The organism is Plantactinospora veratri, assembly GCF_036421995.1.
Taxonomy (GTDB): domain Bacteria; phylum Actinomycetota; class Actinomycetes; order Mycobacteriales; family Micromonosporaceae; genus Plantactinospora; species Plantactinospora veratri.
The window spans coordinates 1-24,419 of the sequence record NZ_JAZGQL010000020.1; the positions used below are offsets into that span (position 1 = coordinate 1).

25 protein-coding genes are annotated in these 24,419 nt (G+C 72.1%); 10 read left to right on the forward strand and 15 right to left on the reverse strand.

Annotation, left to right across the window (positions count from 1 at the left end; all coding sequences use genetic code 11):
* The first annotated feature begins 128 nt into the window (after positions 1–128).
* Positions 129–590: a hypothetical protein gene (locus V1634_RS23640; protein WP_331210085.1), complete on the forward strand. Its 462-nt coding sequence runs from the start codon at positions 129–131 to the stop codon at positions 588–590.
* A gap of 71 nt (positions 591–661) precedes the next feature.
* Complete coding sequence (locus V1634_RS23645; protein ID WP_331210086.1) at positions 662–1,717, forward strand: DUF4192 domain-containing protein; 1,056 nt, start codon at positions 662–664, stop codon at positions 1,715–1,717.
* Between the two features lie 76 nt (positions 1,718–1,793).
* Here the strand turns inward: V1634_RS23645 and V1634_RS23650 are convergent, their stop codons facing one another.
* The 3 genes from V1634_RS23650 to fdhD form a co-directional block, all read right to left on the reverse strand.
* On the reverse strand, positions 1,794–3,896 hold the full coding sequence (locus V1634_RS23650; protein WP_331210087.1) for a GDSL-type esterase/lipase family protein: 2,103 nt from the start codon (positions 3,894–3,896) through the stop codon (positions 1,794–1,796).
* A gap of 293 nt (positions 3,897–4,189) precedes the next feature.
* Positions 4,190–4,642: a nuclear transport factor 2 family protein gene (locus tag V1634_RS23655; RefSeq protein ID WP_331210088.1), complete on the reverse strand. Its 453-nt coding sequence runs from the start codon at positions 4,640–4,642 to the stop codon at positions 4,190–4,192.
* Positions 4,643–4,755: 113 nt separating this feature from the next.
* Positions 4,756–5,613: a formate dehydrogenase accessory sulfurtransferase FdhD gene (gene fdhD, locus V1634_RS23660; protein WP_331210089.1), complete on the reverse strand. Its 858-nt coding sequence runs from the start codon at positions 5,611–5,613 to the stop codon at positions 4,756–4,758.
* 59 nt (positions 5,614–5,672) lie between these two features.
* Between fdhD and mobA the strand changes: the two genes are divergently transcribed.
* Positions 5,673–6,359 (forward strand): molybdenum cofactor guanylyltransferase, encoded by a 687-nt coding sequence (gene mobA, locus V1634_RS23665; protein WP_331210090.1) that lies wholly within the window; start codon positions 5,673–5,675, stop codon positions 6,357–6,359.
* Complete coding sequence (locus V1634_RS23670) at positions 6,356–6,631, forward strand: DUF6457 domain-containing protein (RefSeq protein ID WP_331210091.1); 276 nt, start codon at positions 6,356–6,358, stop codon at positions 6,629–6,631. The genes mobA and V1634_RS23670 overlap by 4 nt, the downstream gene beginning before the upstream one ends.
* Before the next feature lie 39 nt (positions 6,632–6,670).
* On the opposite strand, the gene V1634_RS23675 is transcribed toward V1634_RS23670, so the two are convergent.
* The 4 genes from V1634_RS23675 to V1634_RS23690 form a co-directional block, all read right to left on the reverse strand.
* Positions 6,671–7,330 (reverse strand): response regulator transcription factor, encoded by a 660-nt coding sequence (locus V1634_RS23675; RefSeq protein ID WP_331210092.1) that lies wholly within the window; start codon positions 7,328–7,330, stop codon positions 6,671–6,673.
* Positions 7,327–8,481 (reverse strand): sensor histidine kinase, encoded by a 1,155-nt coding sequence (locus tag V1634_RS23680; RefSeq protein WP_331210093.1) that lies wholly within the window; start codon positions 8,479–8,481, stop codon positions 7,327–7,329. The genes V1634_RS23675 and V1634_RS23680 overlap by 4 nt, the downstream gene beginning before the upstream one ends.
* Positions 8,481–9,314 (reverse strand): CPBP family intramembrane glutamic endopeptidase, encoded by an 834-nt coding sequence (locus V1634_RS23685; RefSeq protein WP_331210094.1) that lies wholly within the window; start codon positions 9,312–9,314, stop codon positions 8,481–8,483. Before V1634_RS23685 ends, V1634_RS23680 begins: the two co-directional genes overlap by 1 nt.
* 155 nt (positions 9,315–9,469) lie before the next feature.
* Complete coding sequence (locus tag V1634_RS23690) at positions 9,470–10,072, reverse strand: PadR family transcriptional regulator (RefSeq protein ID WP_331210096.1); 603 nt, start codon at positions 10,070–10,072, stop codon at positions 9,470–9,472.
* Between the two features lie 82 nt (positions 10,073–10,154).
* Here V1634_RS23690 and V1634_RS23695 point away from each other — a divergent pair, with 82 nt between their 5' ends.
* Entirely contained in the window at positions 10,155–11,051 is an 897-nt protein-coding gene (locus V1634_RS23695) for an alpha/beta hydrolase family esterase (protein ID WP_331210097.1), read from the forward strand.
* 134 nt (positions 11,052–11,185) lie between these two features.
* Positions 11,186–12,298, forward strand: coding sequence for a T3SS (YopN, CesT) and YbjN peptide-binding chaperone 1 (locus V1634_RS23700; protein WP_331210098.1), 1,113 nt, complete (start codon positions 11,186–11,188; stop codon positions 12,296–12,298).
* Between the two features lie 51 nt (positions 12,299–12,349).
* Here V1634_RS23700 and V1634_RS23705 read toward each other — a convergent pair whose 3' ends face one another.
* Together V1634_RS23705 and V1634_RS23710 are read right to left on the reverse strand one after the other, a co-directional pair.
* Positions 12,350–14,383 (reverse strand): beta-propeller domain-containing protein, encoded by a 2,034-nt coding sequence (locus tag V1634_RS23705; protein WP_331210099.1) that lies wholly within the window; start codon positions 14,381–14,383, stop codon positions 12,350–12,352.
* Positions 14,384–14,964: 581 nt separating this feature from the next.
* Positions 14,965–15,423: an Lrp/AsnC family transcriptional regulator gene (locus V1634_RS23710; RefSeq protein WP_331210100.1), complete on the reverse strand. Its 459-nt coding sequence runs from the start codon at positions 15,421–15,423 to the stop codon at positions 14,965–14,967.
* A 106-nt stretch (positions 15,424–15,529) separates the two neighbouring features.
* Between V1634_RS23710 and ddaH the strand changes: the two genes are divergently transcribed.
* Positions 15,530–16,315 (forward strand): dimethylargininase, encoded by a 786-nt coding sequence (gene ddaH / locus V1634_RS23715; protein ID WP_331210268.1) that lies wholly within the window; start codon positions 15,530–15,532, stop codon positions 16,313–16,315.
* A 37-nt stretch (positions 16,316–16,352) separates the two neighbouring features.
* Here the strand turns inward: ddaH and V1634_RS23720 are convergent, their stop codons facing one another.
* Positions 16,353–17,564 carry an ABC transporter substrate-binding protein gene (locus tag V1634_RS23720; RefSeq protein ID WP_331210101.1) on the reverse strand — a complete coding sequence of 404 codons (1,212 nt, stop codon included), beginning with the start codon at positions 17,562–17,564 and terminating at the stop codon, positions 16,353–16,355.
* A 45-nt stretch (positions 17,565–17,609) separates the two neighbouring features.
* A complete protein-coding gene (locus tag V1634_RS23725; RefSeq protein ID WP_331210102.1) occupies positions 17,610–18,461 on the reverse strand; it encodes an alpha/beta hydrolase family protein in 852 nt (283 codons plus the stop codon).
* Positions 18,462–18,575: 114 nt separating this feature from the next.
* Between V1634_RS23725 and V1634_RS23730 the strand changes: the two genes are divergently transcribed.
* Positions 18,576–19,178 carry a bacterial proteasome activator family protein gene (locus V1634_RS23730; protein ID WP_331210103.1) on the forward strand — a complete coding sequence of 201 codons (603 nt, stop codon included), beginning with the start codon at positions 18,576–18,578 and terminating at the stop codon, positions 19,176–19,178.
* A 68-nt stretch (positions 19,179–19,246) separates the two neighbouring features.
* Here the strand turns inward: V1634_RS23730 and V1634_RS23735 are convergent, their stop codons facing one another.
* The 4 genes from V1634_RS23735 to V1634_RS23750 all read right to left on the reverse strand — a co-directional run bounded on the left by V1634_RS23735 (position 19,247) and on the right by V1634_RS23750 (position 23,282).
* On the reverse strand, positions 19,247–20,125 hold the full coding sequence (locus V1634_RS23735; RefSeq protein WP_331210104.1) for an HAD family hydrolase: 879 nt from the start codon (positions 20,123–20,125) through the stop codon (positions 19,247–19,249).
* A complete protein-coding gene (locus V1634_RS23740) occupies positions 20,125–20,946 on the reverse strand; it encodes an HAD family hydrolase (RefSeq protein WP_331210105.1) in 822 nt (273 codons plus the stop codon). Before V1634_RS23740 ends, V1634_RS23735 begins: the two co-directional genes overlap by 1 nt.
* A gap of 154 nt (positions 20,947–21,100) precedes the next feature.
* Positions 21,101–22,357, reverse strand: coding sequence for a serine--tRNA ligase (gene serS, locus V1634_RS23745; RefSeq protein ID WP_331210106.1), 1,257 nt, complete (start codon positions 22,355–22,357; stop codon positions 21,101–21,103).
* 106 nt (positions 22,358–22,463) lie between these two features.
* Complete coding sequence (locus V1634_RS23750) at positions 22,464–23,282, reverse strand: hypothetical protein (protein WP_331210107.1); 819 nt, start codon at positions 23,280–23,282, stop codon at positions 22,464–22,466.
* 138 nt (positions 23,283–23,420) lie between these two features.
* On the opposite strand from V1634_RS23750, the gene V1634_RS23755 reads away from it, so the two are divergent.
* Positions 23,421–23,852 (forward strand): OsmC family protein, encoded by a 432-nt coding sequence (locus tag V1634_RS23755; protein WP_107262556.1) that lies wholly within the window; start codon positions 23,421–23,423, stop codon positions 23,850–23,852.
* Positions 23,853–24,014: 162 nt separating this feature from the next.
* Positions 24,015–24,356, forward strand: a complete 342-nt coding sequence (locus V1634_RS23760; RefSeq protein ID WP_331210269.1) for a metallopeptidase family protein — start codon at positions 24,015–24,017, stop codon at positions 24,354–24,356.
* Positions 24,357–24,419 lie beyond the last annotated feature (63 nt).

Sequence of the window (24,419 nt, forward strand, 5' to 3'; positions counted from 1 at the left end):
CGCCCGTAGACTAAACCGGTACCCGGGTGGGGGGGGGGGGGGGGGGGGGGGGGGGGGGGGGGGGGCCCCCCCCCCGCCCCCACCCCCGCATCCAACGCATCGCAGCGGGCGGAGGAAGGCACCATGGAATGGCGATCACGATCGAATTCGACACACCGCCGGGATTGGCGCCGATGGTGGCGCTATTGCCGGTGCGGGCTCCGTTGGCGTTGCCCCGACTCGTCCGCGCCCGCGCCGTTCCGCGTGCCGCGCCTGCGGGCCAGGAACTCGCGGTGGTGAGCCGCCGGCCGTACGCCCGATTCCGGCCGCACACCCCGATCCGCCCGCCGTTCCGTTGCCGGGAGTGCGGCGGACCCTGGCCGTGTCAGCCGGCCCGGTTGGTGTTGCTCGCGATGTACGGCGACGACCGGCACCGGTTGGCCGTCTTCCTGACCAGCCGGCTGCTGGCGGCGATCGAGGACCAGCCGGGCCGGGAACCGATGGATCTCGCCGCACGGTTCCTGGGCTGGCTCCCAGCGACATCACCGAAACTCGATGCTCGTGGCAGCGGGACGCGGCTCTCCGCTGAGCAGCAGAACTACGAAGAGTAGCTGTGGATAACCGGGCGTGTCGTCCACAGGGCGTCCCCAGGCCGGGCCGCCCGGCTCGGCACGCTGCCGCCATGAACCCGATCGATCGAGCCGTCCTCGCCGTCCGCTCGACCGCCGACCTGCTCGCCGCCGTGCCGTACCTGCTGGGCTTCCACCCGGCCGACAGCGTGGTGGTGATCGCGCTGCGTGGCAAACAGGTCGTCTTCGTCGCCCGTGGCGACCTGCCCGACGTCACGGCCGGGCGGACGGCCCCCGGCGGGGTCGACGAGGCCGCCGCACAGGTCGCGGCCGTCGTCGCGCGGCAGCGCGTCGAGACCACGACCGTCATCGGGTACGGCGAACCGGCCCGGGTCACCCCGGCGGTCGACGCGGTGACGGCCGCCCTCGGCCGGGTCGGGCTTCCGGTGCTCGAAGCGCTCCGGGTGACCGGCGACCGCTACTGGTCGTACCTGTGCGGGGACGCCGACTGCTGTCCGGCCGACGGGCGCCGGTTCGACTCCTCGACCAGCCAGTTGGCGGCGGCGGCCACCTTCGCCGGCCAGGTCGCCCTCCCCGACCGGGACGCCCTGGTCCGGCGGATCGCCCCGGTCGAGGGGCCGGCCCGGGAGGCGTTGCGGGAGGCGGCCGGAAGAGCGGAGTTCCGCCTCGGCGCCCTGCTGGGCAAGGCCCCGCCAGGGGAACCACAGGGCGGCCGGGCGCTGCGCCGGGCCGGCCGTACGGCGGTGCGCAGGGCGCTGCACCGGCACCGTACGGGCGGTCAGCTCACCGACGACGAGGTGGCCTGGCTCGGCCTGCTCCTGGTGCACCTGCCGGTCCGGGACGACGCCTGGCAGCGGACCGGTGGCGAGGAGTGGCACCTGGCGCTCTGGACGGACGTGCTCCGGCGGGTCGAACCCGACCTGGTGCCCGCCCCCGCCAGCCTGCTCGGGTTCGCCGCCTGGCGTGCCGGCCAGGGCGCCCTGGCCAGCGCGGCGGTGGAGCGTGCGTTGCAGGCGCAGCCCGACTACTCGTTCGCCCAGCTCCTGGCCGAGGCGTTACAGGCCGGGATCAGCCCCTCCGTACTCGACGACTGGCCCGACCTTGTCCGGGACGAGTCACCGCCCCGGCCGGGAGACGAGCACGGATGAGGATGCTCGTGGCACCGGCCGGGGCGGTGGGAGAGTCGGTGTCCTGCGCCGGAGGTGAGGCTCCGGCGCAGGATCACTAGCCGACGGTGCGGCTCGGGCCGGCTGCGGGCATTCCTTCCCCGGCCGCGTTGACCGAGCAGACGGCCAGGATGTAGGTATGGCCGCTGACCAGGCCGGACAACCGGACCGAGCGGCCGGTGGTGGACTTCGTCGAGACGATGGCGCCCGGCTCGGAGCTGTCCAGGTAATACACGGTGTACTTGTGCACCGTGTCGCTGTACGGCCCGGTCGCGGCGTCCCAACTGACGTCGATGTAGCCCGTCCCGGCCGTCGCGGTGATGTTCGGCGGGCCGGCCGCGGTCTCCAGGTTGGCGACCGTGGCGGAGGTGACCGCCGACGGCGCGCTGGCGTACGCGTCGCCGCGCGTGGCCACGACGTAGAACTCGTAGCGGTGGCCGGGCACCACCCAGTTGACGCTCCACGTGTCGGCCGGAATCTGCAACGGCAGCCGCGAGAACGCCTCACCGATGGTTGCGTTGCGTTGGTAGAACCAGTAGCCACCGGCACCGAACGAGTGTTGCCACTCCAGCCTGATCCCGCTCGTGGTGGAGGTGGCCCTTATCCAGCCGGGCGTGCTAGGCACCAGGCTCGGAATGCTCCCGGAGGGGATGGTGTAGAGCGCACCGACCTGGAACTGGTTCCACAGGACGTTGGCGAACGCACGCGCGATCTTGTGCTCACCGGCGGGGTTCGGGTGCAGGCCGTCGTAGGCGTCGGTGTACGGGTCGTAGCCGGTGGTGATGTCCACCAGCCGTACCGGAGACGTCGTCGTGTTCAACGCCTGCAACGCGGGACCCAGCTTGGCGTTGTACGTGCTGATCTTGGTGCCAAGGTCCGGCTGGATGTCCAGTGGTGTGCGTTGCGGGACGCTGGCGACCAGGATGCGGATGTTGGACCTGGCGGCTCGGGCGTTGGCGATCAGCGTACGCATGTCGGCGATCAGCCCGTCCGGATTGGACACGCCCCAGCCCAGGTCGTTGAAGCCGAGTTCGACCAGGAGGTAGGACGGCTGGTACTGGCTCACCCGGGCTCGGATGTCGTCCTTGGCCTGGTGCGCCTGGCGTCCCCACTGGGCGAAGTGGTCGCTGTCGAAGGTGAGACCGTCACGGTAGACGCCGTTGAAGTACGGCGGCGCCGACTCCTCCGGAAAGTTGGCGGGTTGGGCCCTCGGCACTCGGGTGGTGCCCCGGTACGGGCCGACGAAGGTGACGTCGCGGCCGGCGGACTTCAGGTGTTGGGCGAGCCGGTAGCGCCAGGTGTAGTCGCCCTCCAGCCCCTGACTGATCGAGTCGCCGACCACCATGATCGAGTCGACGAGTGGTCCGGCGGTCGACGTCATCGTCACCTCGGCCCACAGTTGCTTGTGGTCGGAGTGCGGTGACGAGACCAGTTGGGTCGAGTGGACGACCGCGGCCGGCGGCACGAACAGGTAGTCGTACTTGTTGAGCGTGTGGGTGGGATTGCCGCTCCGGCAGTAGTACTTCTTCGCGTCGTCCGCTATGTACTGGACCTTGATCTCGTTGCCGCAGGGGCTGAACGCCTCCTTGAACGCGCCGTGCGCCTCCTGGTACGGAATGCCCCCGTAGCCGCTGTGGTAGAGGTTGCTGAGCGCGTCGGAGAGCGGGCCGTCGTTGAGGTCGCCACCGAGATACACGTGGTAGCCGGCATAGTCGGTCGCGAGCACCCGCTTGACCTCTGCCGCCTCCCGCTTGCGCTGCTCGACGTTCTCGGCCGAGGCGACGAGGTGTGCGGTGCAGACCACGAGCGTCCTGGCGACGGAGCGCAGGCACAGCATCTCGCGCTTCTCGGCGCCCTCCAGCGCGCGCAGGTCGTGCGCCACCGGCTGCGGGTCGGGCAGGATGTTCTCGTTGTAGATGATGGCGTTGCCGAACGGCGACTCGTGCTTGCAGTTCGCCACCTGGCCACTGCCGCCCCGGATCGGGTCGAAGCGCAGCGTGTACGCCAACGGTAGCTGCGTTTCTATCCGCTCAAGCCAGTCCTGACAGCCCTCGTTGATGGTGAGGAACGCGAGCCTGGGCGCCCGGCTGTTGATGGCCTGCGCCAACGCGTCGGCCACCTCGTTGCCCTTGACGCCGTGCGTCGGGTGACCACCGGCCATGTTGAACTGCCCGATGATCGGGTCGTACGGGCTCGCGACCTGGGTGGACGGCCGCGAGGCTGGGGCTGGGGCTGGGGCTGGGGCCGCTGCTGCTGCCACCGGAGTGCCGACCAGGGACCCGGTCGCGGTGAGCAGGAGCGCGAAGAATAACGGTCTGAACCTCACCGGTCCCCCAAACTGTGCAGGGACGCAAGCACGACGGGTGCGCCCCCGTGCACGTCGTGTGGGAGATCATCTTCGTCTATGTGGTGCCCTGTCGCAAGAGGCGGCCGGCATGCTTTCCAGGGCGGGTCCTACCCGAGGGGCCGCCCTTGGCCGACGCTGTCCGGGGCGGGGGCCGGGTCGCAGGCCAGCGCGACGGCGAGGCTGTCCTCGTAGACGTGGTGCCGGACGATCAAGCCGTCCTCGACGGTGAGATGGAGGGCGAACCGTGTGTTGAACCGCTTCCCGGTGGCTCGTACCGTCTGCGCGGTCTCGCCGATCACCACCGCGTCCGGGCCGTCCACCAGGATCCGTTCGATCGTGGCCGAGCCCTGCCCCGGCACGCTGTTCGCGGCCAGGGTCCGGTGGTGGTCGACGACGTCCGCCCGGCTGCTCCGGGGCCGGATCCACGGCACCGCCGGGTGGGTCGGCTCGGGCCAGTTCACCTTCCAGTCGACCGCCTCGGCGTAGAGCGCGGCGGTCCGCTCCGGGTCGCCGGCAACGATCCGGCGCAGTAGTTCCTCGACGGTGGCTCGGGTGTCCATGACGTGCCTCCAGTGCTGATCACGCTTGCCCGTCGAGACTGCCAGCGCGAACGTGCCCTGGCGATTACCTGCCAGGTAGGGCGGACGGAGTTGAGCCGGGCGCGGAGTGCCGGTCAGACGGTGATCCGGGTGTCTCCGGCGTACACGTTCATGGTGCCGCCCCGGAGGAAGCCCACCAGGGTCATCCCGGCCTCGGTCGCCAGTTCGGCGGCGAGGGTGCTCGGCGCGGAGACGGCGGCGAGCAGCGGGATGCCGGCCATCCACGCCTTCTGGGTGAGTTCGAAGCTGGCCCGTCCGGAGACCAGCAGCAGGTGCCCGCGCAGCGGCAGTCGCTGCTCCCGGACCGCCCAGCCGATCACCTTGTCGACCGCGTTGTGCCGGCCCACGTCCTCGCGGAGCACGACGAGTTTCCCGTCGGCGGTGAAGAGCCCGGCGGCGTGCAGCCCGCCGGTCCGGTCGAAGCCGCGCTGCGCGGCCCGGAGCTGGTCCGGCAGGTCGGCGAGGGTACGCGCCGGCACGGTGACCGGGTCCGTCGACACGTCGTGCCGGGACCGGGTCCGGACGGCGTCGATGCTGGCCTTGCCGCACACCCCGCAAGAGCTGGTGGTGTAGAAGTTCCGGGCCGGATCGGTCACCGGTGCCGGTACGTCGTCGGCGAGGACGATGTCCACCACGTTGTAGGTGTTCGGGGTGTCGGTACCGGCACAGAGCTGCGCGGTGCGTACGTCGTCGGCGGTCCGGACGATCCCCTCGGTGAGCAGGAACCCGATCGCCAGGTCGATGTCGTCGCCGGGGGTACGCATGGTGACCGCCAGCGGGGCCCGCCGGTTCGGCCCGGCCGGACCCACCCGGATCTCCAGCGGCTCCTCGGCGGCGAGATTGTCCTGCCGGCGCACCGAGACCCGGCCACCCGCCGCCGCCGAGTCCAGGTCTATCCGCAGCACGCTCCGCCGACCACTGGCTCGTCCCATGCCCCAATCCTGCCTCGCGGCCGGCCGTAGCCTGCGGTAAGCCCCGGTACCGTTACCGGATGACCGGAACGGGACCGCCGACCGAGCCCTCGCCGACCGAGCCGGAGTCGATCGAGCCGGGGGTGACCGGGTTCGCGGCGGTGGTGCTGGCCGGTGGGGCGGCCCGCCGGATGGGTGGCGCGGACAAGCCGGCGCTGCCGGTGGGGGGACGCCCGATGGTGGACCGGGTGCTCGCGGCGGTCGCCGACGCCGACCTCCGGATCGTGGTCGGCCCGGACGCCGACCTGCCGACCGGGGTACGCACGACCCGGGAGCAGCCGCCCGGCGGCGGACCGGTCGCGGCGGTCGCCGCCGGCCTGGCCCTGCTCGCCGACGCCGCCCCGCCCGGCACGTCCGACACCGGCACCGTCGCCCTGCTCGCCGCCGACCTGCCGCTGCTGACCTCCGACGCGGTACGCCAGCTCCGTACCGCACTGTCCCGGGCTGCCGGTGCCGACGGTGTGGTCTTCGTCGACGGCACCGGACGGGCGCAGTTTCTCTGCGGGGTCTGGCGGGTCGCGCCCCTGCGGGCCGCGTTGGGCCGGGTTGCCGCCGCCCACGACGGCGTCCTCACCGGTACGTCGATGCGGGCCCTGATCGTCGAAATGACGGTGACCGAGCTGGCGTGGCGGGGGGCGGGGCCGCCGCCCTGGTTCGACTGCGACACTGAGGACGACGTACGCCGGGCGGAGGAGTGGATCGGATGAACGCGATGGACCGCTGGGTGGCGGCGGCCTGTGCCGAACTCGACCTCGACCCGACCGAGGTCGACGTACCCCGGGTACTCGACCTGGCCCGGGACGTGGCGCACAACGTACTCCGGCCCGGTGCTCCGGTCACCGCGTACCTGCTCGGGCTCGCGGTCGGTCGTGGCGCGGACCCGGCGGTCGCGGCGGCCGGCCTCGCCGCCCTGGCGACCCGCTGGCCGGCCGACCGGGCAGCCGCCGGCCCGACCGCCGTACCCGACGGCGATGCCTAGCACTTCAATTCCCGTCCGAGATCGTCCACGTCCCGTCGTTCACGTCACCAGGCCGGTGCGGTACGCGTACACCACCGCCTGCACACGATCCCGCAGGTCGAGCTTGGTGAGGATGCGCGACACGTACGTCTTGACGGTCTCCTGACTGATCACCAGCCGGGCCGCGATCTCGCCGTTGGACAGGCCGTCGGCGATCAGGCGCAGCACCTCCAACTCGCGCGGGGCCAGCCCCACGTCGTCCGGCGTGCCCTCGGCGGGGCGGATCCGCGCCGCGTACCTGCCGACGAGCTGCCGGGTCACCTCGGGGGCCAGCAGCGCGGCGCCACTGGCGACGGTGCGGATGCCGTGCAGCAGCTGCGCCGGTGGGGCGTCCTTGAGCAGGAACCCGCTCGCTCCGGCGCGCAGCGACTCGTAGACGTACTCGTCGAGGTTGAACGTCGTCACCACGAGTACTTTGACCGGCTCGGCCACCCCGACGCCAGCCAGCAGGCGGGTCGCCTCGATGCCGTCGAGTACCGGCATCCGCACGTCCATCACCACCACGTCCGGGCGCAGCCGGCCGGCGAGGTCGACCGCCGCGCGCCCGTCCCCGCACTCGCCCACCACCTCCAGGTCGGGCTGAGCGCCGATGATCGTCGCGAAGCCGGTGCGGATCAGCGCCTGGTCGTCGCAGACCAGTACCCGGATCGGCGCGGTCACGACGCGCTCCCGGTGGGGATGCGGGCCCGGACGACGAAACCGTCATCCTCCCGGCGTTCCGCGCTGAACTCGCCGCCGAGCACGGTGACGCGTTCGCGCAACCCGGCCAGGCCGCGTCCGCTCCCACCCGGGCTCCCGGCGTGCGCGCCCGAGCCGTCGGTGCTGATCTCCACCGTGATCTCTCTCTCCCCGTGGCGAACGCGCACGCCGGTGCGGCTGCCGTGGGCGTACTTCAGGGCGTTCGTCAGTGCCTCCTGCACGACCCGGTAGGCGGCGACCTCCGCGCCGCCGGTCGTCTCCGCGGGGCTGCCCTCCTGGGTGAACTCCACCGGCTGCCCGGCCAGCCGGGTCCGCTCGACCAGAGCGTGCAGCTCGCCGACGGACGGCACGCGCGGGTCGGCGCCGTGGTCGGGGTTGAGCAGGTCGAGCAGGATCCGCAGGTCGGCGATGGCCCGCCGGCCGGTGTCGGTGATGGCGGTGAGGGTGGTGTCGAGGCTGTCCGGGGCGGCCGTCAGGTAGCGCGCCGCCTCGGCCTGCACGACCATCGCCGTCACATGGTGGGTTACGACGTCGTGCAGTTCACCGGCGATGCGGGCGCGTTCGGCGGCGCGGGCGGTCGAGGCGACGTGGCGGCGGCGCTCGGCCTCGGCGGCCCGGCTCTGCCGCAGCCAGGCCCCGCCGCCCCAGGCGAGGGCCAACGCCAGGTAGAAGGTGAGGAAACCGCTGACGCCCTCGGTCGAGCCCTGCCGGTGGAGGGCGACGGCCAGTGCGACGTACGCGGCGGAGCCCAGGACCAGGGTGGTGCGCCGACGACGTTCCAGGTGGACCCCCGCGCTCAGCAACGCGACGGCCAGCGCGGCGCCCGCGACCGTGTGGTAGGCGCGCAACTGGTCGATGGTGAAGCCGAGCGACACCAGGGCGAGGGAGATCGCGGGCCAGCGCCGGCGGAGGGCGAGCGGGAGGCACTCCAGGGCGATCGCCACCACGGCCAGCTCGTCGAAGGGACGGCCGGGCAGGTTGCCGAGTTGCGTACCGCGGTCCTGCAGCACCGGCAGCGCGGAGGCGAGGGCGATCAGCAGCGCCAGCGGGAGATCCCGGACCGTGACGGGCCAGCGCCGCCACAGGTCCGGGAGCATCCGTAGGTCGACCATCAGGAGACGGTAGCGCTCGCCGCCGGGGCGTCGACCGCACGGCGACGGGGGACGACGCGACCGCGGCGGTGGGCCAGCCACAGGAACACCACGGTCAGCACCAGCCCCGCCACCACCGTGTACAGGCTGCCCTCCGGACCGAAGTCGCCGCCGCTGAGCAGCGTCGGGCCCGACGTCGTGGCGTCCAGTAGCCCCTTCGACTCGCCGTTTCCGGAGACCACGACGCTGAAGATGCCCCCGGCGGCGAAGTTCCAGCCGAAGTGCAGCCCGATCGGTACCCACAGGTTGCGGGTGGCGGCGTAGCAGGCGGCGAGCATGAAGCCCGCCTCGATCGCGATGGCGGTCGCGCCCCACAGGCTGGCGTCCGGGTTGAGCAGGTGGATCAGGCCGAACAGCACGCCGGTCAGCAGGAGTGAGAGCCAGGTCCCGAGGCGTTCCTCGACGAGGCGGAACAGCAGGCCCCGGAAGAGCAGCTCCTCGGTCACGGCCGCGGCGGTCATGAACCCGAACAGTCCCACCACGCCGGTCACCGAACCCATGCCGTGCACGTGGTAGCCGCCCAGCAGGGCGATGTTGACGATGACGGCGGCGAACATGGCGAACCCGATCAGTGTCCCCCGGGCGATCCGGGCGCCCGCCCCGGCTCGGGCCAGCTCCGTGACGTCACGTCGTTCGGTACGGCGCACCACCCACCCGTACACGAGGACCGCGGCCACGGCGGTCGCCATCCCGAGGGCCAGGGAGAGCCAGGGGTTGCCCTGCACCGCCACGACGGCCTGACTGCCGACGAGGCTGACCGCCAGGACGGCCAGGATCTGTTTCAACACCCGCATGATGATTCCTTCGAGAGGCGCGCGGCCGGAGCGCCGCGGTCACCTGGAACGCTATGGATTCGCGGACCAGGAATCGTCACCGTGCGGTGGACACCTGCGGGTAGCTCTCCCGGGGGACAAGCCTGTTCCGTGGGCAGTCCCCCTGCCACGCTCAGCTAGTGGGACAGCTCCTCGGACGGGGGTCCGGGCGACTCGCGCCGGAGCCGGGCGAGTTCGGTCATCCGCTCGGCCATCCAGTGGCACCAGCGGATCCGGGGCGGTGTGCCGGCCAGGGCCAGTTCCAGGGTCGCGAAGGCGCCGAACTGCGGATGGAGCGGATCGTCCGCGTGCCGGGAGAGCAGGTCGGCATGCTGTTCCTGGAAGGCGTCCAGCCGGCGCTGGTACGTCTCGGCCTCGGCGAGGTAGAACTCGCGCATTCCCTCCGGGTCGGCGGCGGCCAGCGCGTACGTCCTGAGGAGCGTCTCGTCCCGGAAGGCCCGGGGTGCGGGCGGCTCGACCAGCCAGGCGGCCAGCACCTCCCGGCCGGCGGCGGTGAGCCGGTGGGTCTTGCGCTGCCGTGGTCCCGGACCGGTCTCGGCGTCGTGCTCGATCAGCCCGCTCGCCGACAGCCGGGCCAGCTCGGGATAGATCTGGCTCTGCTGGGCGGTCCAGTAGTAGCCGATCGGTTTGCGCATCCGCTGCACCAGGTCGTAGCCGGTGAGCGGGCCACGGTGGAGAGCGCAGAGCAGGGCGTAACCCAGTGCACTGACGGTAGCCAAACTGTTATCTCCCGCCACGACATCACTATGTCAATTTTGACATAGTCTCCCGACCAGCAACCGCACATCGAACGGGGAACTGATGCGCAGCGTTGGACGGTCCATCCTGGCAGCGATCGCCGTGACGGCGGTCATCGGCACGACGACGGCCTGCGGCGCGGCGGACGACGCCGGCCCGGGCAGCGACCCGACCGGGTCCCGGGCCGCCCGGCCGGCGGTCTCACCGGCGCCCGGCGACCACACTCTGGCGATCGACCGGGCCGGCCAGGAACGGACCTGGACGGTGCACGCCCCGGCGGGTTACCGCCCCGGCACACCCATCCCGTTGGTGGTCGCCCTGCACGGCACCGACCAGAGCACCGACCGGCTGCGGGACACCAGCGGGCTCAACGCCCTCGCCGACGCCGAGAACTTCCTCGTCGCCTACCCCAAGGCGCTGAACGGGCAGTTCAGCCGGGTGGCCGAGCAGGGTGACGACATCAACTTCGTCCGGGCGCTGGTCGACAAGATGGTCAAGGAGTGGTCGGCCGACCAGGGCCGGATCTACGCGACGGGCTTCTCCTCGGGCGCCGAGCTGACGTACGCGCTCGGGGTCGAGGCGGCCGAGGTGTTCGCGGCGATCGCGCCGGTCAGCGGGGCCTTCGCCGGTGGCCCGGCCGCCAGTGACCCGAACTACAAGCCCGACAGGCCGGTCTCGTTGATCACCTTCATCGGCCGGGAGGACCGCAACTCCTCCCGGATGTACAGCGGACTGTCCCGCTGGCAGAAGAACCTGGGCTGCTCCGTCGGGGAGCCGGCCTGGGTCGACAGGGCCAACACGGTGAACCGGACGGTCAGCACCTGCCCGGACGGCAGCCAGGTCGTCGACTACACGGTGAACGGGATGGGCCACGCCTGGCCGTCGGCGAGCGGCTACCCGGCCGCCGTGGACGCCACCGCCGCGATGTGGGAGTTCTTCGCCGCGAACCCCCGCCGGTAGCGGCGGCCCGCGCCGAGGGGCTGTCCTCCGGGTACTCCGGGACGGCCCCTCTACTGTCTGATCGGGGTCCGCACTGTCCCGGCCCACCGGTCGGCTGGGTAGGGTGTGCGGTGCCCTGACGGACGGAGGCGGTTATGGCGGCTGACAACCCTGCGGCGCCGCGGGACGAAGTGGCCGAGGGGAACCCGGCCGAGCACCACGAATCGATCCTGCTCGACGAACCGACCACCGCGGACCTTCGGGTGAAGGTTACCGAGGCCTGGCAGGAGTTCGCCCGGGCGCTGGCCGAGCAGCTACGCGGCCTGCCCACCGGTACGCAGATCGCGCTGACCCTCGACCCCACCGCCTCCGGCACCGGCGACGCCGTCTACTCGGTGAGCATCGAACTCGGCGAGGACGACCGGGTCGACCTGCGGGCCGTGGGCAACGCCGCCCTGCCCCAGGGGTACCGGCTCGACCGGGCCGCGATCGCCGACATGATCGCGCTCGGCTGGTCGCCGCCCGGCGTGGTCGAGGGTTCCGGCGGGCACTTCGGGATGCGGGCCAGCACGACCGAGGCGGGCCGGCTCGCCACCACGGTCTCGCGGACCCTGCGCGACGTGTACGGCGCACCGCACCCGGCCTTCCTCGTCTTCCTGGTCCACGACGAGTCCGACGAACCGGTCGCGGTCGAGCCGCTCGGCACCGCCCGTCCCGAGGTCGCCGAGGATCCGACCGCCGACCTCGACCTCGACCTCGACGAGGCGCTGGCGGCGGCCCGGGCCGCGCAGAGCGGCAACGACACGCTGGCCCTGGAGGACCGGGTCCGCACGGTGGTCTCGGCGATGCTGAAGTCGTCGGCGGACCAGCTCCAGGTCGACTCCGACGGCGACATCGGCATCCGGGCCGGTTCGGCGATGGTCTTCGTCCGGGTCCGGGACAACCCCCCGCTGGTCGACGTCTTCTCCCCGGTGCTCACCGAGGTCGAGCCGACCGAGCAGCTCTACGTCAAGCTCTCGGAGCTGACCAACCGGATGCCGATCGGCCGGCTCTACTGCACCAACGACACCGTCTGGGCCTCCATCCCGGTCTTCGGCCGCAACTTCCAGCCGACCCACCTGATGCTCGCCGTCCAGGTGATGACCGGGCTCGCCGACGAGCTGGACGACCGGCTGCACGGCGAGTTCGGCGGCCGGCGCTTCTTCGGCGAGGGCGACAAGGCGCAGCACCGGGAGACCGGCGAGCACCGGACCGGGATGTACCTCTAGCCCCGGGCGAGCGCCGCCGACACCGCCCGGTCCGGCGTCACCGATCGGCCGCTAGATCCGGATCACGCCCAACGTGTCGAGGGTGCCGAGGTCGGTCGCCTTGATGGCGCCGTCCGAGACGGTCCAGAGCACCCCGTCGACCATCAGCGATCGGCGGATCATCCCGCTCGACTCCGCCGTCCGCACCTCGGCGTGCTCGACCAGCCCGGTTTCGGTGAGGCTGCCGTCGGCGACCCGCAGCACCAGGGCACCGCCGCCGGGCACGCTCCTGCCGTCGATGCCCGCCGGTTCGTAGCTGGTCAACGGCACGACCAGGGTGTTGGTGGCCGGCCAGTAGAGGAAGGCGTGCGGGTCGAACTCGGCCTCGGAGTGGCCGTACCGGACGTGGTGCTGGGCGATCCGGATCGGCTTCGCGGGATCGGAGACGTCGAAGAGGGAGACCTGGGTGCCCTCGGTCCGCCCCAGCCGGTTCGCCTCCTGGCCGATCCCGATCAGCCGCCCGCCCCCGATCGGGTGCAGGTACGACGAGTACCCGGTGATCTTCAACTCGCCGGTCACCTTCGGGGACCGGGGATCGCGCAGGTCCACGGTGTAGAGCGGATCGGTCTGCCGGAAGGTCACCACGTAGCCGGTCCCCTCGGCGAACCGCACGCTGTAGATGCGTTCGCCCTTGCCCAGCCCGGTGACCCGGCCGGTCTCGGTCAGCGTCCGGCCGTCGGCGCGCAGCACGTGGACGGCGGAACTGGACTTCGGGTTCTGTCCCCAGGTACGCCCGCTGGTGGTGGCCACCCGCAGGTGCCCGTCCCACTCCGAGAGCGCGTACTGGTTGATCAGCCAACCGGGTACGGTGGCGGCGGTGACGTAGCGGGGCCGGCCGGGGCCGGCGATGTCGAACTGGTAGATGTCGGTCTGCTCGTCCTTCGGGTCGGGCACCCTGTCTCCGGCGGTCAGCTCCGGCAGCACCCGCCAGCGCTGGTCGCTGGCGAGATAGAGCCGCGACCCGTTGCTGTAGACGGTGTCGCCGTCGGCGGCGACCGCCACCGGGTCGCCGTCGCCGAGGCCGGCGGCGCCGAGGTCGAAGCTGAGCAGGGTGACCAGCGAGGTGCCGGAGTAGACCGCCGGCCGGCTCAGCCGGTCGCAGCCGACCCGCCCGGTGCTGGTCTGCCCACCGGCGCTGGTCTGGTAGCGGGGCAGCCAGGCGTCGATCGGCGCCTGGTCGATGATCTTCCGGTTGGCGGCGAGGTTCTTCTTCTCGTTGACCGGCCCCGCCCCCTTGTTCAGCGGGAAGTCGAGCCGGGGCCAGGAGCGGACCACCACCCGGACGGTCGAACCGACCTGGCGGGCGTCGACCAGGCCGCCGTCGATCCGGTACTCGCCGACGATCTTCGGCGCGCCGGCCAGGTCGACCAGGATCAGCCGGGGACCGACGATGCCGGGTCGGTCGTCGGCGGGCGGCACGCCGGGTCGGCCCCGCCGGATCTGCCCGGGCTCGACGGTGCCGTGCTCCCGGGCCAGCACCAGCGCCCGGTCACCGTGCAGCAGCAGGTTGGTCTCGGCCCAGCCGACGTCCGGGCCGGAGTCGAGCTTCAGCGTGCCGGTCAACCGCCGGCTCGCCGGATCGACCACCCGCAGCGTGCCCTGGCTGACCGTGACGATGCGCCGGCCGTCGGTCTTCACCAGGTCCGGTTCGTCCACCCCGGCCTCGTGCGTGTTGGTCCCCGAGTAATCGGACCCGGCATCGGGGGCGGCGGCGTTGTCCCGGGCCACCGCCGCGTCGGCACCGGCGGCGCGCTCGGCGCCACCGTTGTTGCCCCGGAACGCCGGTTCCATCGCACCGCCGGCGAAACCGTACGGCCCGACGTACGCCCTGGCGGCGGAGCGCAGCCCGGCCAGCGCGCTCGGGCAGGAGTCGAAGGCGACCAGCCGCAGCCCGCTGGCCGGTACCCCGGTGTCGCGCGGGGGTGCCGGCGCAGCGGGATCCGGCCCGGAGGTGCAGCCGGTGAGCAGCGTGCCGGTCAGCGCCAGGCCGGCGACGAACGCCGTACCGACGACGGCGCCGGATCGAGTTCCCCGTTCGGGTGTCATGCCCGGTTCGACGCGCCGACCCGCGCCCGCGGTTCCCGGCCGGTGGCTCCCGGTCCCGGACGCGAACCTGGTGCGGCCGACGTTCGGTCGACCGCACCAGGTCCCCTACCGCTGCTGCCGGGTCAGATCCACCGGTGGAGCAGGGCGAGAGCCGTCCGGGGAATCACAGCGGCGGGTAGGCGTTGATTACTCCTCGCGACGATGACGTCCGCCGTTCCGGGCTCGGGGCGCTGCGGCGGCTCGTCCGGATCGGGTGGTGCGGCACTGATCGCGCGCCTGCGTGGTAGCGGGTTCCGGCATGGCGGTCGCCCATTTCCTGATATCGGCTGCCCTTGGGCGACGTAATGTTCTTGCCCGGCTCGCGGCTCAAGTACCAATTGATGCCCATCATTACATGGGCATGCTCCCATAGCAACCGCAAGGAAACAGGGCAGACATATCAACGTGATCGAATGCCGCATCTGCACCGGCCAGCCGCAATATGGAGCGACTCGAATTCGATCGGGAGCAAGCCGTGCGCAAGGCGCGATGTGCCGCAGTCGACCATCCAACTACGGGTAGTAGCGAGCGTCGACGCCAGGTCAGGCCGGGGCGGGCACCACGGTGGGCGAGTCGACCAGCCGGGACAGCACGATCATGCTCCGGGTCGAGGTGACGAAAGGCTCGGCCCGGAGCCGTTCGAGGGCCTGTTCCAGGTGCGCGATGTCGGCCGCCCGGAGATGGACGAGCGCGTCGGCCTCGCCCGAGACGGTGTAGGCGGCGACCACCTCGGGATGCCGCCGGGTCGCCACCGTGATCTGGGTCGGGGTGGTCCGCCCGGTGCAGAAGAGCTCCACGAACGCCTCGGTGCTCCAGCCGACCGCCGCCGGGTCGATCACGGTGGTGAATCCCCTGATCACGCCGGCCGCCCGCAACCGGTCGACCCGCCGCTTCACCGCCGGTGCGGAGAGCGAGACCCGGGACCCGATCTCCGCGTACGAGGCTCGGGCGTCGGCGACGAGCGACGCAATGATTCTCTGGTCCACGCCGTCGATCTGCAACGTTCCGCCTCTCCCAGGCAACACATCTGGCTGTTAGTAAAGCTGTACCGTACCTACCCTTGGATCCGTGAACCAGCCGAGGATCCCAAGAAAGCGGACATATCTCATGTGTCCGCCGGAGTACTTCACCGTGGAGTACGCGATCAACCCGTGGATGGACACCGCCACCCCGGTCGACCGGGAGTTGGCGGTCAAGCAGTGGCACGGGTTGCGGGAGACACTGCTCGGCCTCGGTCACACCGTGCACGAACTCGGCCCCGAACCCGGCCTGCCGGACATGGTCTACGCGGCCAACGGCGCCTTCGAGGTCGACGGCACCGTCTACGGCGCCCGGTTCCGGCACCCGCAGCGGGCCGCCGAGGCCGACGCGCACCGGACGTTCCACGAGGCGCGGGGAGCCCGGTTCGTGGCGCCCGCCGAGATCAACGAGGGTGAGGGCGACTTCACCTACCTGCCGGAGGCGCACGGCGGGCTGATCCTCGCCGGGTACGGCTTCCGGACCGAGTCGGCCGCGCACGCCGAGGCGCAGGAGGTACTCGGCCGACCCGTCGTCTCGCTGCGCCTGGTCGACCCGCGCTTCTACCACCTCGACACCGCGCTGGCCCCGCTCGACGACGGCAACATCGCGTACTTCCCGGAGGCGTTCTCGGTCTCCGCCCAGCGGGTACTCGCCCAGCTCTTCCCGGACGCGGTCCGGGCCGACGAGGTCGACGCCTTCGCGTTCGGGCTGAACCTGGTCAGCGACGGCCGGCACGTGGTGCTCAACGGCGAGGCCAGCGGGATGGCCGCCAAGGTCGCCGCCGCCGGCTACCTGCCGGTCCCGGTCGAACTCGCCGAGCTGAAGAAGGGCGGCGGCAGCGTCAAGTGCTGCGTCGCCGAACTCCGCGCCTGAGCCGACCCCGCCCCCGCCGCACGCCCGGCCGGACGGCTCAGCCCAGCGTCGCCAGCTCGCTGATCAGTACGTTGGAGAGCACCTGGCCGTCCGGCTTCACCTGGCGCAGATACCACTTCTGCTGCGGCGTACGCGGCTGGTTGAACTGCCATGGGCCACGCGGGCTGTCGATCTGTCCGATCCGGCCCAGCGCCAGGTTGAGCTGCAACGGGGTGAGATTCCCACCGGCGATCCGGATCCCCTTGTCCAGCACCTGCGCGGCGTCGTACGAGGCCATCGCGTAGGTGGTCGGGGTCGAGCCGTGCGCCTTGCGGAAGGCGGAGGCGAACCGCCGGTTGGCCGCGTTGTTGAGGTCGGCGGAGTAGTTGAGGGAGGTCACGATCCCCTCGGCCTCCGGCCTCCGGAGATTCTCCAGCACCGCCCCCTCGGTCAGGAAACCCGGACCGTAGATCAGCTTGCGGTAGCCGGCCAGGCGCAGCTTCTTGAGGAACTCGATGGCCGACTCGCCGGAGAAGAAACAGTAGATCGCCTCCGGGTCGCGGTCGATCAGCTGCTCGATGTACGGGGCGAAGCCGTTCCGATCCGGCTTGCCCGGGAAGTACTTCGTCCAGATCACCGGGGCGGAGATCCGCGCGTCGGACTCGCCGAAGCTCTGCCGGAAGCCCTGCACCGAGTCGCGGCCCGCGTCGTAGTCCGGGGCGATGATCGCCACCTGGCCGTTCGCCCCGACCTTGCTCTTGACGTACGGCGCCAGTGCCCGCCCGGGCTCGTCGTTGATGTACGAGGTACGCCAGATGTAGACCACGCTCTGCAACGTCGACGGGGAGGCGTTGGAGCTGATCAGTGGGATCTTCGCCTGCTCCACGGCGTCCCGCAGGCCGGTTATCACCGCCGAGTTGACCACTCCGGTGAGCGCCAGCACCCGCTGCTTGACCAGTTGGTCCAGCGCGGCCCGGCCGGACTCGGGGGTCTCGCCCTCGTCGGCGACGACCAGGTCGACCGGATGACCGCCGAGCCGCTGGTCGTTCAGGTCGAGATAGAGCTGGAAGCCCCGGAGCATCTCGTCGCCGATCGGCCGGTACACGCCCGACTGCGCGGTGATCATGCCGATCCGTACCGGTTCGTCGCTGAGTGGCTCCTCGGTCTCCAGTCCGTCGTCCCGGCCGCACGCGGCGGCCAGCCCGGTGGCGCCGAGCGCGCCGAGCGAGCCCAGCAGCTTGAGCGCTCGTCTGCGGTCCATCTGCGACACGGATCCCTCCCGGGCGGCCTTGGGGTGCGCAACCCTCCCGGGGTTCTACCGGGAACGGGATGCCGCGTCAATGCCGCCTGATCTTCCAGCTAGCCAATGTAACTCGGCCAGCACCGCTGGCCACGCGCGGGACAACGGGTCGATCAACCCGAAATGCTCGCACTCGGGCAACTCGACGAACCGCAGGTCGGCGTCGTGCGCCCCGGCAGCGTACCGGCGGGTCGCCGCCACCGGTACCTGCCGGTCCAGGGTTCCGTGCACGATCGAGATCCGGACCGGGGGTGCCGCCGAGCGGGCCGGGTCCGCGGCCGCGTAACGCTCCGGGACCTCCTCGGGACCGCCGCCGAGCAGCGCGGCCACCGCGCCACCGTCCAGGTCGAGCCGGTACGCCTCCGCGAGGTCCAGCACCGGGGCCAGGGCAAGCACTCCGCGTACCCGCTCCGGGGCGTGCAGCGCCGCCCAGAGCGCGAGGTGGCCCCCGGCGGAGTGCCCGAGCAGGATCGGTGGGCCGGGTGCCGTCCCGCCGGCCGGCAGCACGGCCCCGACCAGCCCGGGGAGCGCGGCGATCCCGGCCGCGACGTCGTCGAGGGTGCCGGGCCAGCCGCCGCCCGGCTGCCCCGTCCGGCGGTACTCCAACTGGGCCACCGGGTAGCCCCGGCCGGCCAGGTCCGCCGCGAGCGGTCCGGTGTGCCGGCGGTCGTACTCGGCCCGCCAGAAGCCGCCGTGCACGACCACCACCAGTGGCCGGGCCGGACCGGTCGGCGCGGCGGGCAGGCGCAGGTCGGCGACGTGCTCGGGATCGGCGCCGTACCGCAGTCGCAGGTCCGGCGGCGGCGCCGGCCGCCCGAGCACCTCCCGGGGGTCGGCGGATGGCGTGGCGCTGCCGTCCTCGGTCATGGTGCCGACCGTACGGGTGCCGGTGTCGCCGCACCTCCCGAGGGGCCGGTGTGGCGCGGTGGCCGAGGGTGGGGGGCGCGTGTCGGTCGGGGTGGTTGCGGGAAGATGGTGGGCATGACCCACGTGCCACGTTCCCAGGAAGAGAACGACGACTCGGCTCCGGCGGAGAAGCGCCCCGGCGGCGCCGTGCTGGTGGTCGGCCCGGACGGGCGCCCGGTCGGCACCGTGCCGACCGACGGCGAGACGCCTGGCGAGGACCCGGCGCGGTTGATCGAGCAGCCGGCGAAGGTGATGCGGATCGGCAGCATGATCAAGCAGTTGCTGGAGGAGGTCAAGGCCGCACCGCTCGACGACGCCAGCCGGCACCGGCTGCGGGAGATCCACCAGCGGTCGATCGTCGAGCTGGAGGACGGGCTCGCCCCGGAACTGCGGGAGGAGCTGGAGCGGCTCTCCCTGCCGTTCGGCGAGGACGCCGCGCCGAGCGAAGCGGAGCTGCGGATCGCCCAGGCCCAGCTGGTCGGCTGGCTGGAAGGTCTCTTCCACGGCATCCAGGCGGCACTGGTCGCCCAGCAGATGGCGGCCCGGATGCAGTTGGAGCAGATGCGTTCCGGCGGTCGTCCGGCGCTGCCGATGGGCCCCGGCGGCGTGATTCCGGGGATGCCGGGCGGCAACGCCGGGCAGCCCGGCGAGGGCCCCGGCCCCGGACAGTACCTGTAACTTCCCGGCACCGACCGTGCCCGGCCGGGCGAGAACAGCCCGGCCGGGCGGCAACCGGGCGCGCTCGGTCAGGCCGAGCCGGCGATCCGGTCCGGGGACTGCCCGGCCGGTCCGGCGGCGTCGCCGCCGTCCGGCTGGCCGGAGTCGAGCAGCGACTCCAGGTACGCCGCCACCCCGTCCTCCTCGTTGCTCGTCGTCACCTCACCGGCAATCTCCAGTACGGCCGGATGCGCGTTCGCCACCGCCACCGCCCGGCCGACCCAGGTGAGCATCGGTACGTCGTTCGGCATGTCCCCGAAGGCGACCACGTCGGCCGCGTCCACCCCGTGCCGGGTGCAGTACCAGGCCAGCCCGGCCGCCTTGGTCACCCCGGCCGCCGAGATCTCGATCAGCCCGCTGTACGACGAGTGGGTCGCCTCGGCGAGCCCGGCCAGCGCCCCGGCCACCACCTTGACGAAGACGTCCGGGTCCTGGGCGCCGGCCCTGGCCAGCAGTTTCACCGCCGGGAGGGCGTGCAGGTCGGCCGGAGACTCGATCATCCGGATGTCGGGGTAGCCCCGGTCCCAGCGCAGCGGATAGTCCACCTCGTGCCGGAACTCGCGGCCGTCGGTCACCTCGACCGCGAAGCTCACCCCGGGCACCTCGGCGCGGAGCCGCTGGACCACCTCGGCGAGCAGGTCGGGCGCGAGTGGATCGGCCCGGAGCACCTGGTCGGTGACCGGGTCGTACACCACGGCGCCGTTGGCGCAGACCGTCGGCAGCGGCTGGCCCAGTTGCTCGTAGACGCGGGGGAGCCAGCGGATCGGGCGGCCGGTCACCAGCACCACGCCGGTGCCCTCGGCGGAGATCCGTGAGATCGCCTCGACCGTACGCGGGCTGACCGTCTGGTCCGCCCGGAGCAGCGTGCCGTCGAGATCCGTGGCCACCAGCCGGGGTAGTCGTCCCATCAACGCGAGAGTAGCCGATCGAGGTAGACCGCCACCCCGTCGTCGTCGTTGCGCAGCGTCACCTCGTCGGCGGCCCGGCGTACCGTCGGGTGGGCGTTGGAGACGGCGACCCGGGCCCAGCCGGCCCACTCGAACATCGGCAGGTCGTTGGGCATGTCCCCGAAGACCAGCACCTCGGCCGGGTCGACGCCGAGGGTCTGGGCCACCACCGCCAACCCGGTCGCCTTGTCCACCCCGGGCGGGCAGATCTCGATGAAGCCGAGGCCGGCCTGGGTGATCGAGGCCAGCTCCGCCGGTACGACCCGGCGAGCCGTTTCGAGCAGGGTGTCCACGTCGTGGTCGGGGGTCCGGGCGAACGCCTTGATCACGTCGCCCTCCAGGCAGTCGATCCGGGGCCGCGCCTCGAACCGGTCCTGGTAGGGCCAGGTCGCGTCGAAGTCACCCCAGAGCGGGGAGCCGGGGGCGTCCAGCGCCTCGACCATCACGGTCAGCGGGCCGACCTCGGCTTCCAGCAGCCGGAGCAGCTCGGTCAGGGTCGCACCGGGCAGCCGCTCGTCCCGGAGGACCACCGGCCCGGCCGGGTCGGTCTGGTCGACCACCCGGCCGCCGCCGGCCATCACCAGGAAGTCGGCGGCCCGGATGTCGTTGCGGGTGAGTTCGGCCAGCCTGGGGCCGCGTCCGGTGGCACCGACCACCGGAATGCCGGCGGCCCGGACCCGGTCCAGCACCTCGTGGGTGTACGCCGAGACGGTCTCGTCGGTGCGCACCAGTGTGCCGTCGAGGTCGGTGGCGATCAGCTTCGGCAACCCGGGTCGGGGCATGGCTCCTCCTCCACCCCGCCACCCGCCGCGCTCGGCAAGACTGCCGGATCCGGTCACTGCCGGCCGTGGCCGGCGGTGACGGGGCAGCAACCGTATCTCACCTTCCGAGGTCGCTCCATGACTTTTGTGTGAAGTGCTCTTCACCAAGAGGGGATCACTTCGGTTCGAGCACGTCCCGGCCGCCGAGGTACGGCTGGAGGGCCTTGGGAACCCGTACCGAGCCGTCCGGTTGCTGGTGGTTTTCCAGGATCGGCACCAGCCAGCGGGTGGTGGCCAGGGTGCCGTTCAGGGTCGCCGCCATCTGCGGCCGGCCCTGATCGTCCCGGTATCGCACGTTCAGCCGCCGGGCCTGGAAGGTGGTGCAGTTGGAGGTGGAGGTCAGCTCCAGGTAGCGGCCCTGCGACGGCAGCCACGCCTCGCAGTCGTACTTCCGGGCCGCGCTGCTGCCCAGGTCGCCCGCTGCCACGTCGAGCACCCGGTAGGGGAGTTCGACCTTGGCCAGCATCTCCTCCTCCCAGGCCAGCAGCCTGAGGTGCTCGGCGTGCGCCTCCTCCGGGCGGCAGTAGGAGAACATCTCGACCTTGTCGAACTGGTGCACCCGGATGATGCCCCGGGTGTCCCGGCCGTACGACCCGGCCTCGCGGCGGTAGCAGGACGACCAGCCGGCGTACCGGACCGGCTCGGCCAGGTCCAGGATCTCCCCCGAGTGGTACGCGGCCAGCGGCACCTCGCTGGTGCCGACCAGGAACAGGTCGTCGGCCTCCAGCCGGTAGACCTCGCTGGCGTGCGAGCCGAGGAACCCGGTCCCCTCCATCGCCTCCGGCTTGACCAGCGACGGGGTGACGGTCGGGGTGAAGCCGTACTCCACGGCCTGGGCGACGGCGAGTTGCAGCAGGCCGAGCTGGAGCAGCGCGCCCACCCCGGTCAGGTAGTAGAACCGGCTGCCGGAGGTCTTCGCCCCGCGCTCGACGTCGATCGCCCGCAGCGCCTCGCCCAGCTCCAGGTGGTCGCGCGGGTTCTCGATCTCGGGCCGGGTGCCGACCTCGCGGAGCACCACGAAGTCGTCCTCGCCGCCGGGCGGAGTGCCCTCCTCGACCACGTTCGGGATCGCGTACTGTGCCTGGCGCAGCGCCGCCTCGGCCGCACCGACCGCCGCCTCGGCCGCCTTCACCTCGGCGGAGAGTTCCTTGGTCCGGGCGAGCAGCCCGGCCTTCTCCGCCGGGTCGGCCTTCGGCATCCGCTTGCCGAGCTGCTTCTGCTCGGCCCGCAGCGCCTCGAAGCGCCCGACCGCGGCCCGCCGCTCCTCGTCGGCCCGGAGCAGGTCGTCGACCGCGGACTCGGACTCGCCACGGGCACGCTGGCTGGCACGTACGGTATCCGGATCGTCGCGGAGCAGACGCAGGTCAATCACGGGAACCGAGCCTACCGGTGCGCGGCCGCCCAGGTGTATCGAGATACGCCCGCCCGGCCCGGACGGTGGTGGTCCCGACCGCCCGGCCCGGCGGTCGAGGGCCTGCTCAGGACGCGAACGGCTTGGTCGGGGTCACCGTCAGGTCGATCGGCGGCGGCCGGCCGTCGTCATCGTCGGGCAGTTCCGGCGGGCCGGCCGTGCGGGGGCGGCGCCACGGCCAGTCGGACTCCTCCGCCGGCAGGGCCTGCCCGGCCGGGGCACCCGGCCCGGCCACCGGCGCCGGGTCGACCGTGCCGCGCCGGACGAAACGCCCGGCGAGCAGCAGGGCCAGCCCGAGCCCGCCGACACCGACGTACGCCAGCACCAGACCCTGGCCGTACTCGATGACCATCCCGTCCAGTTGGCCGTACATCTGCCAGCGGTCGGCCAGGGTGTCGAGCGAGCCGGTGGTGGCGAGCAGCACTCCGAGCACCGCCCCGGCCACGGCCAGCCCGACGACCCGGGCGTTGTGGCGTACCCCGGGCGAACCGAAGAAGACCAGCGCCAGACAGCCGAGTACGCCGAAGACCCCGACCAGGTACGCCGTGCCGAACGCCGACATGTCCGCCACCCCGCTGCCCAGCGCGACCGCGTTCTCGGCCCCCTCGACCGTCATGCTGGTGACCGCCCAGTCGCCGATCAGCGAGGCGAAGACGGCCGCCGCTCCGGCGGCACCGATCACCGTCACCAGCCGGCTGTCCCGGCCGAGCCGGTGCAGGGCGAGCCCGGCCCGTCCGCCGGTGCGCGGGCGGTCGCCCCACGACACGATGCTGGCACCGTCCGGTGTGGTTTCCACCTCGTCGCCCGACCGCTCCGGCTCCTCCCGGCCGCTGGCCCGACGGGCGTCCGGCGGGTCCTGGCGGGGGATGGAGACGTCGTCGGGCATCGCTGACCCCTTCCACGGCGGGCTCCTGGATCGATGATGGCACAGCACCCGCGCGCCGGACCCGTACCGCGGTCGCGGTGGTTCCGCGTCTTGGCCGGGTCGTCGCGCCGCCGGTCGCCATGAGCTAGCGTCGGCACCATGCCTATCCGCACCGCATCCGCCCGCTGGCAGGGCAATCTCACCGAAGGTTCCGGCAACATCCGCACCGGCAAGGGCGGGTTGCAGGGGAACTACTCGTTCAAGTCCCGCTTCGAGGAGGGCGAGGGCACCAACCCGGAGGAGCTGATCGGGGCCGCGCACGCCGGTTGCTACTCGATGGCCTTCTCCAAGGCCCTGGCCGACGCCGGGTTCACGCCGACCTCGGTCGAGACCACCGCCAAGGTGCATCTCGACAAGACCGACGCGGGGATGACGGTGACCCGGATCGACCTGGACACCGTCGGCGACGTGCCGGGGATCGACGAGGCCGAGTTCAACAAGCTCGCCGAGGCCGCCAAGGCTGGCTGCCCGATCTCCCGGCTGCTCTCGCCCGGGGCCGAGATCTCGCTCAACGCCCGCCTCTCCGCCTGATCCTGGCGGGACCTCCCAACCGTCTCCGGTCGCGGTGGTCAGGGCGCAGCTCCGGTACGTCGCCGAGCGCGGCGCCCGTCGGCCCTGATCATCGCGATCGTCGGCGCCGGTGGCCTGATCGTCGCGGCGCGGGTGCGGCACAATTGGGCGGTGCCGGTCGAGATGAGCCGCGAGCGTTTTGAGGAACTGGTCGCCGAGGCCCTCGACGAGGTGCCGGAGGAACTGCTCAACCTGATGAGCAACGTCGTCATCCTGGTGGAGGACGACTCGCCGGAGGACGGCCCGGAACTCCTCGGCCTCTACGAGGGCCACGCGCTGACCAGCCGGGGCTGGGACTACGCGGGCGTGCTGCCGGACCGGATCTTCATCTACCGCCGGCCGATCCTGCGGATCTGCGACAACGAGGACGACGTCGTCGACGAGGTCGCGATCACGGTCGTGCACGAGATCGCCCACCACTTCGGCATCGACGACGACCGGCTGCACGACCTCGGCTGGGCCTGACCCACCGTCCCGGCCGGCCTCGCCGGCTGCGCCGGGTCTGACCAGCGGGAACGGTGACCCCGG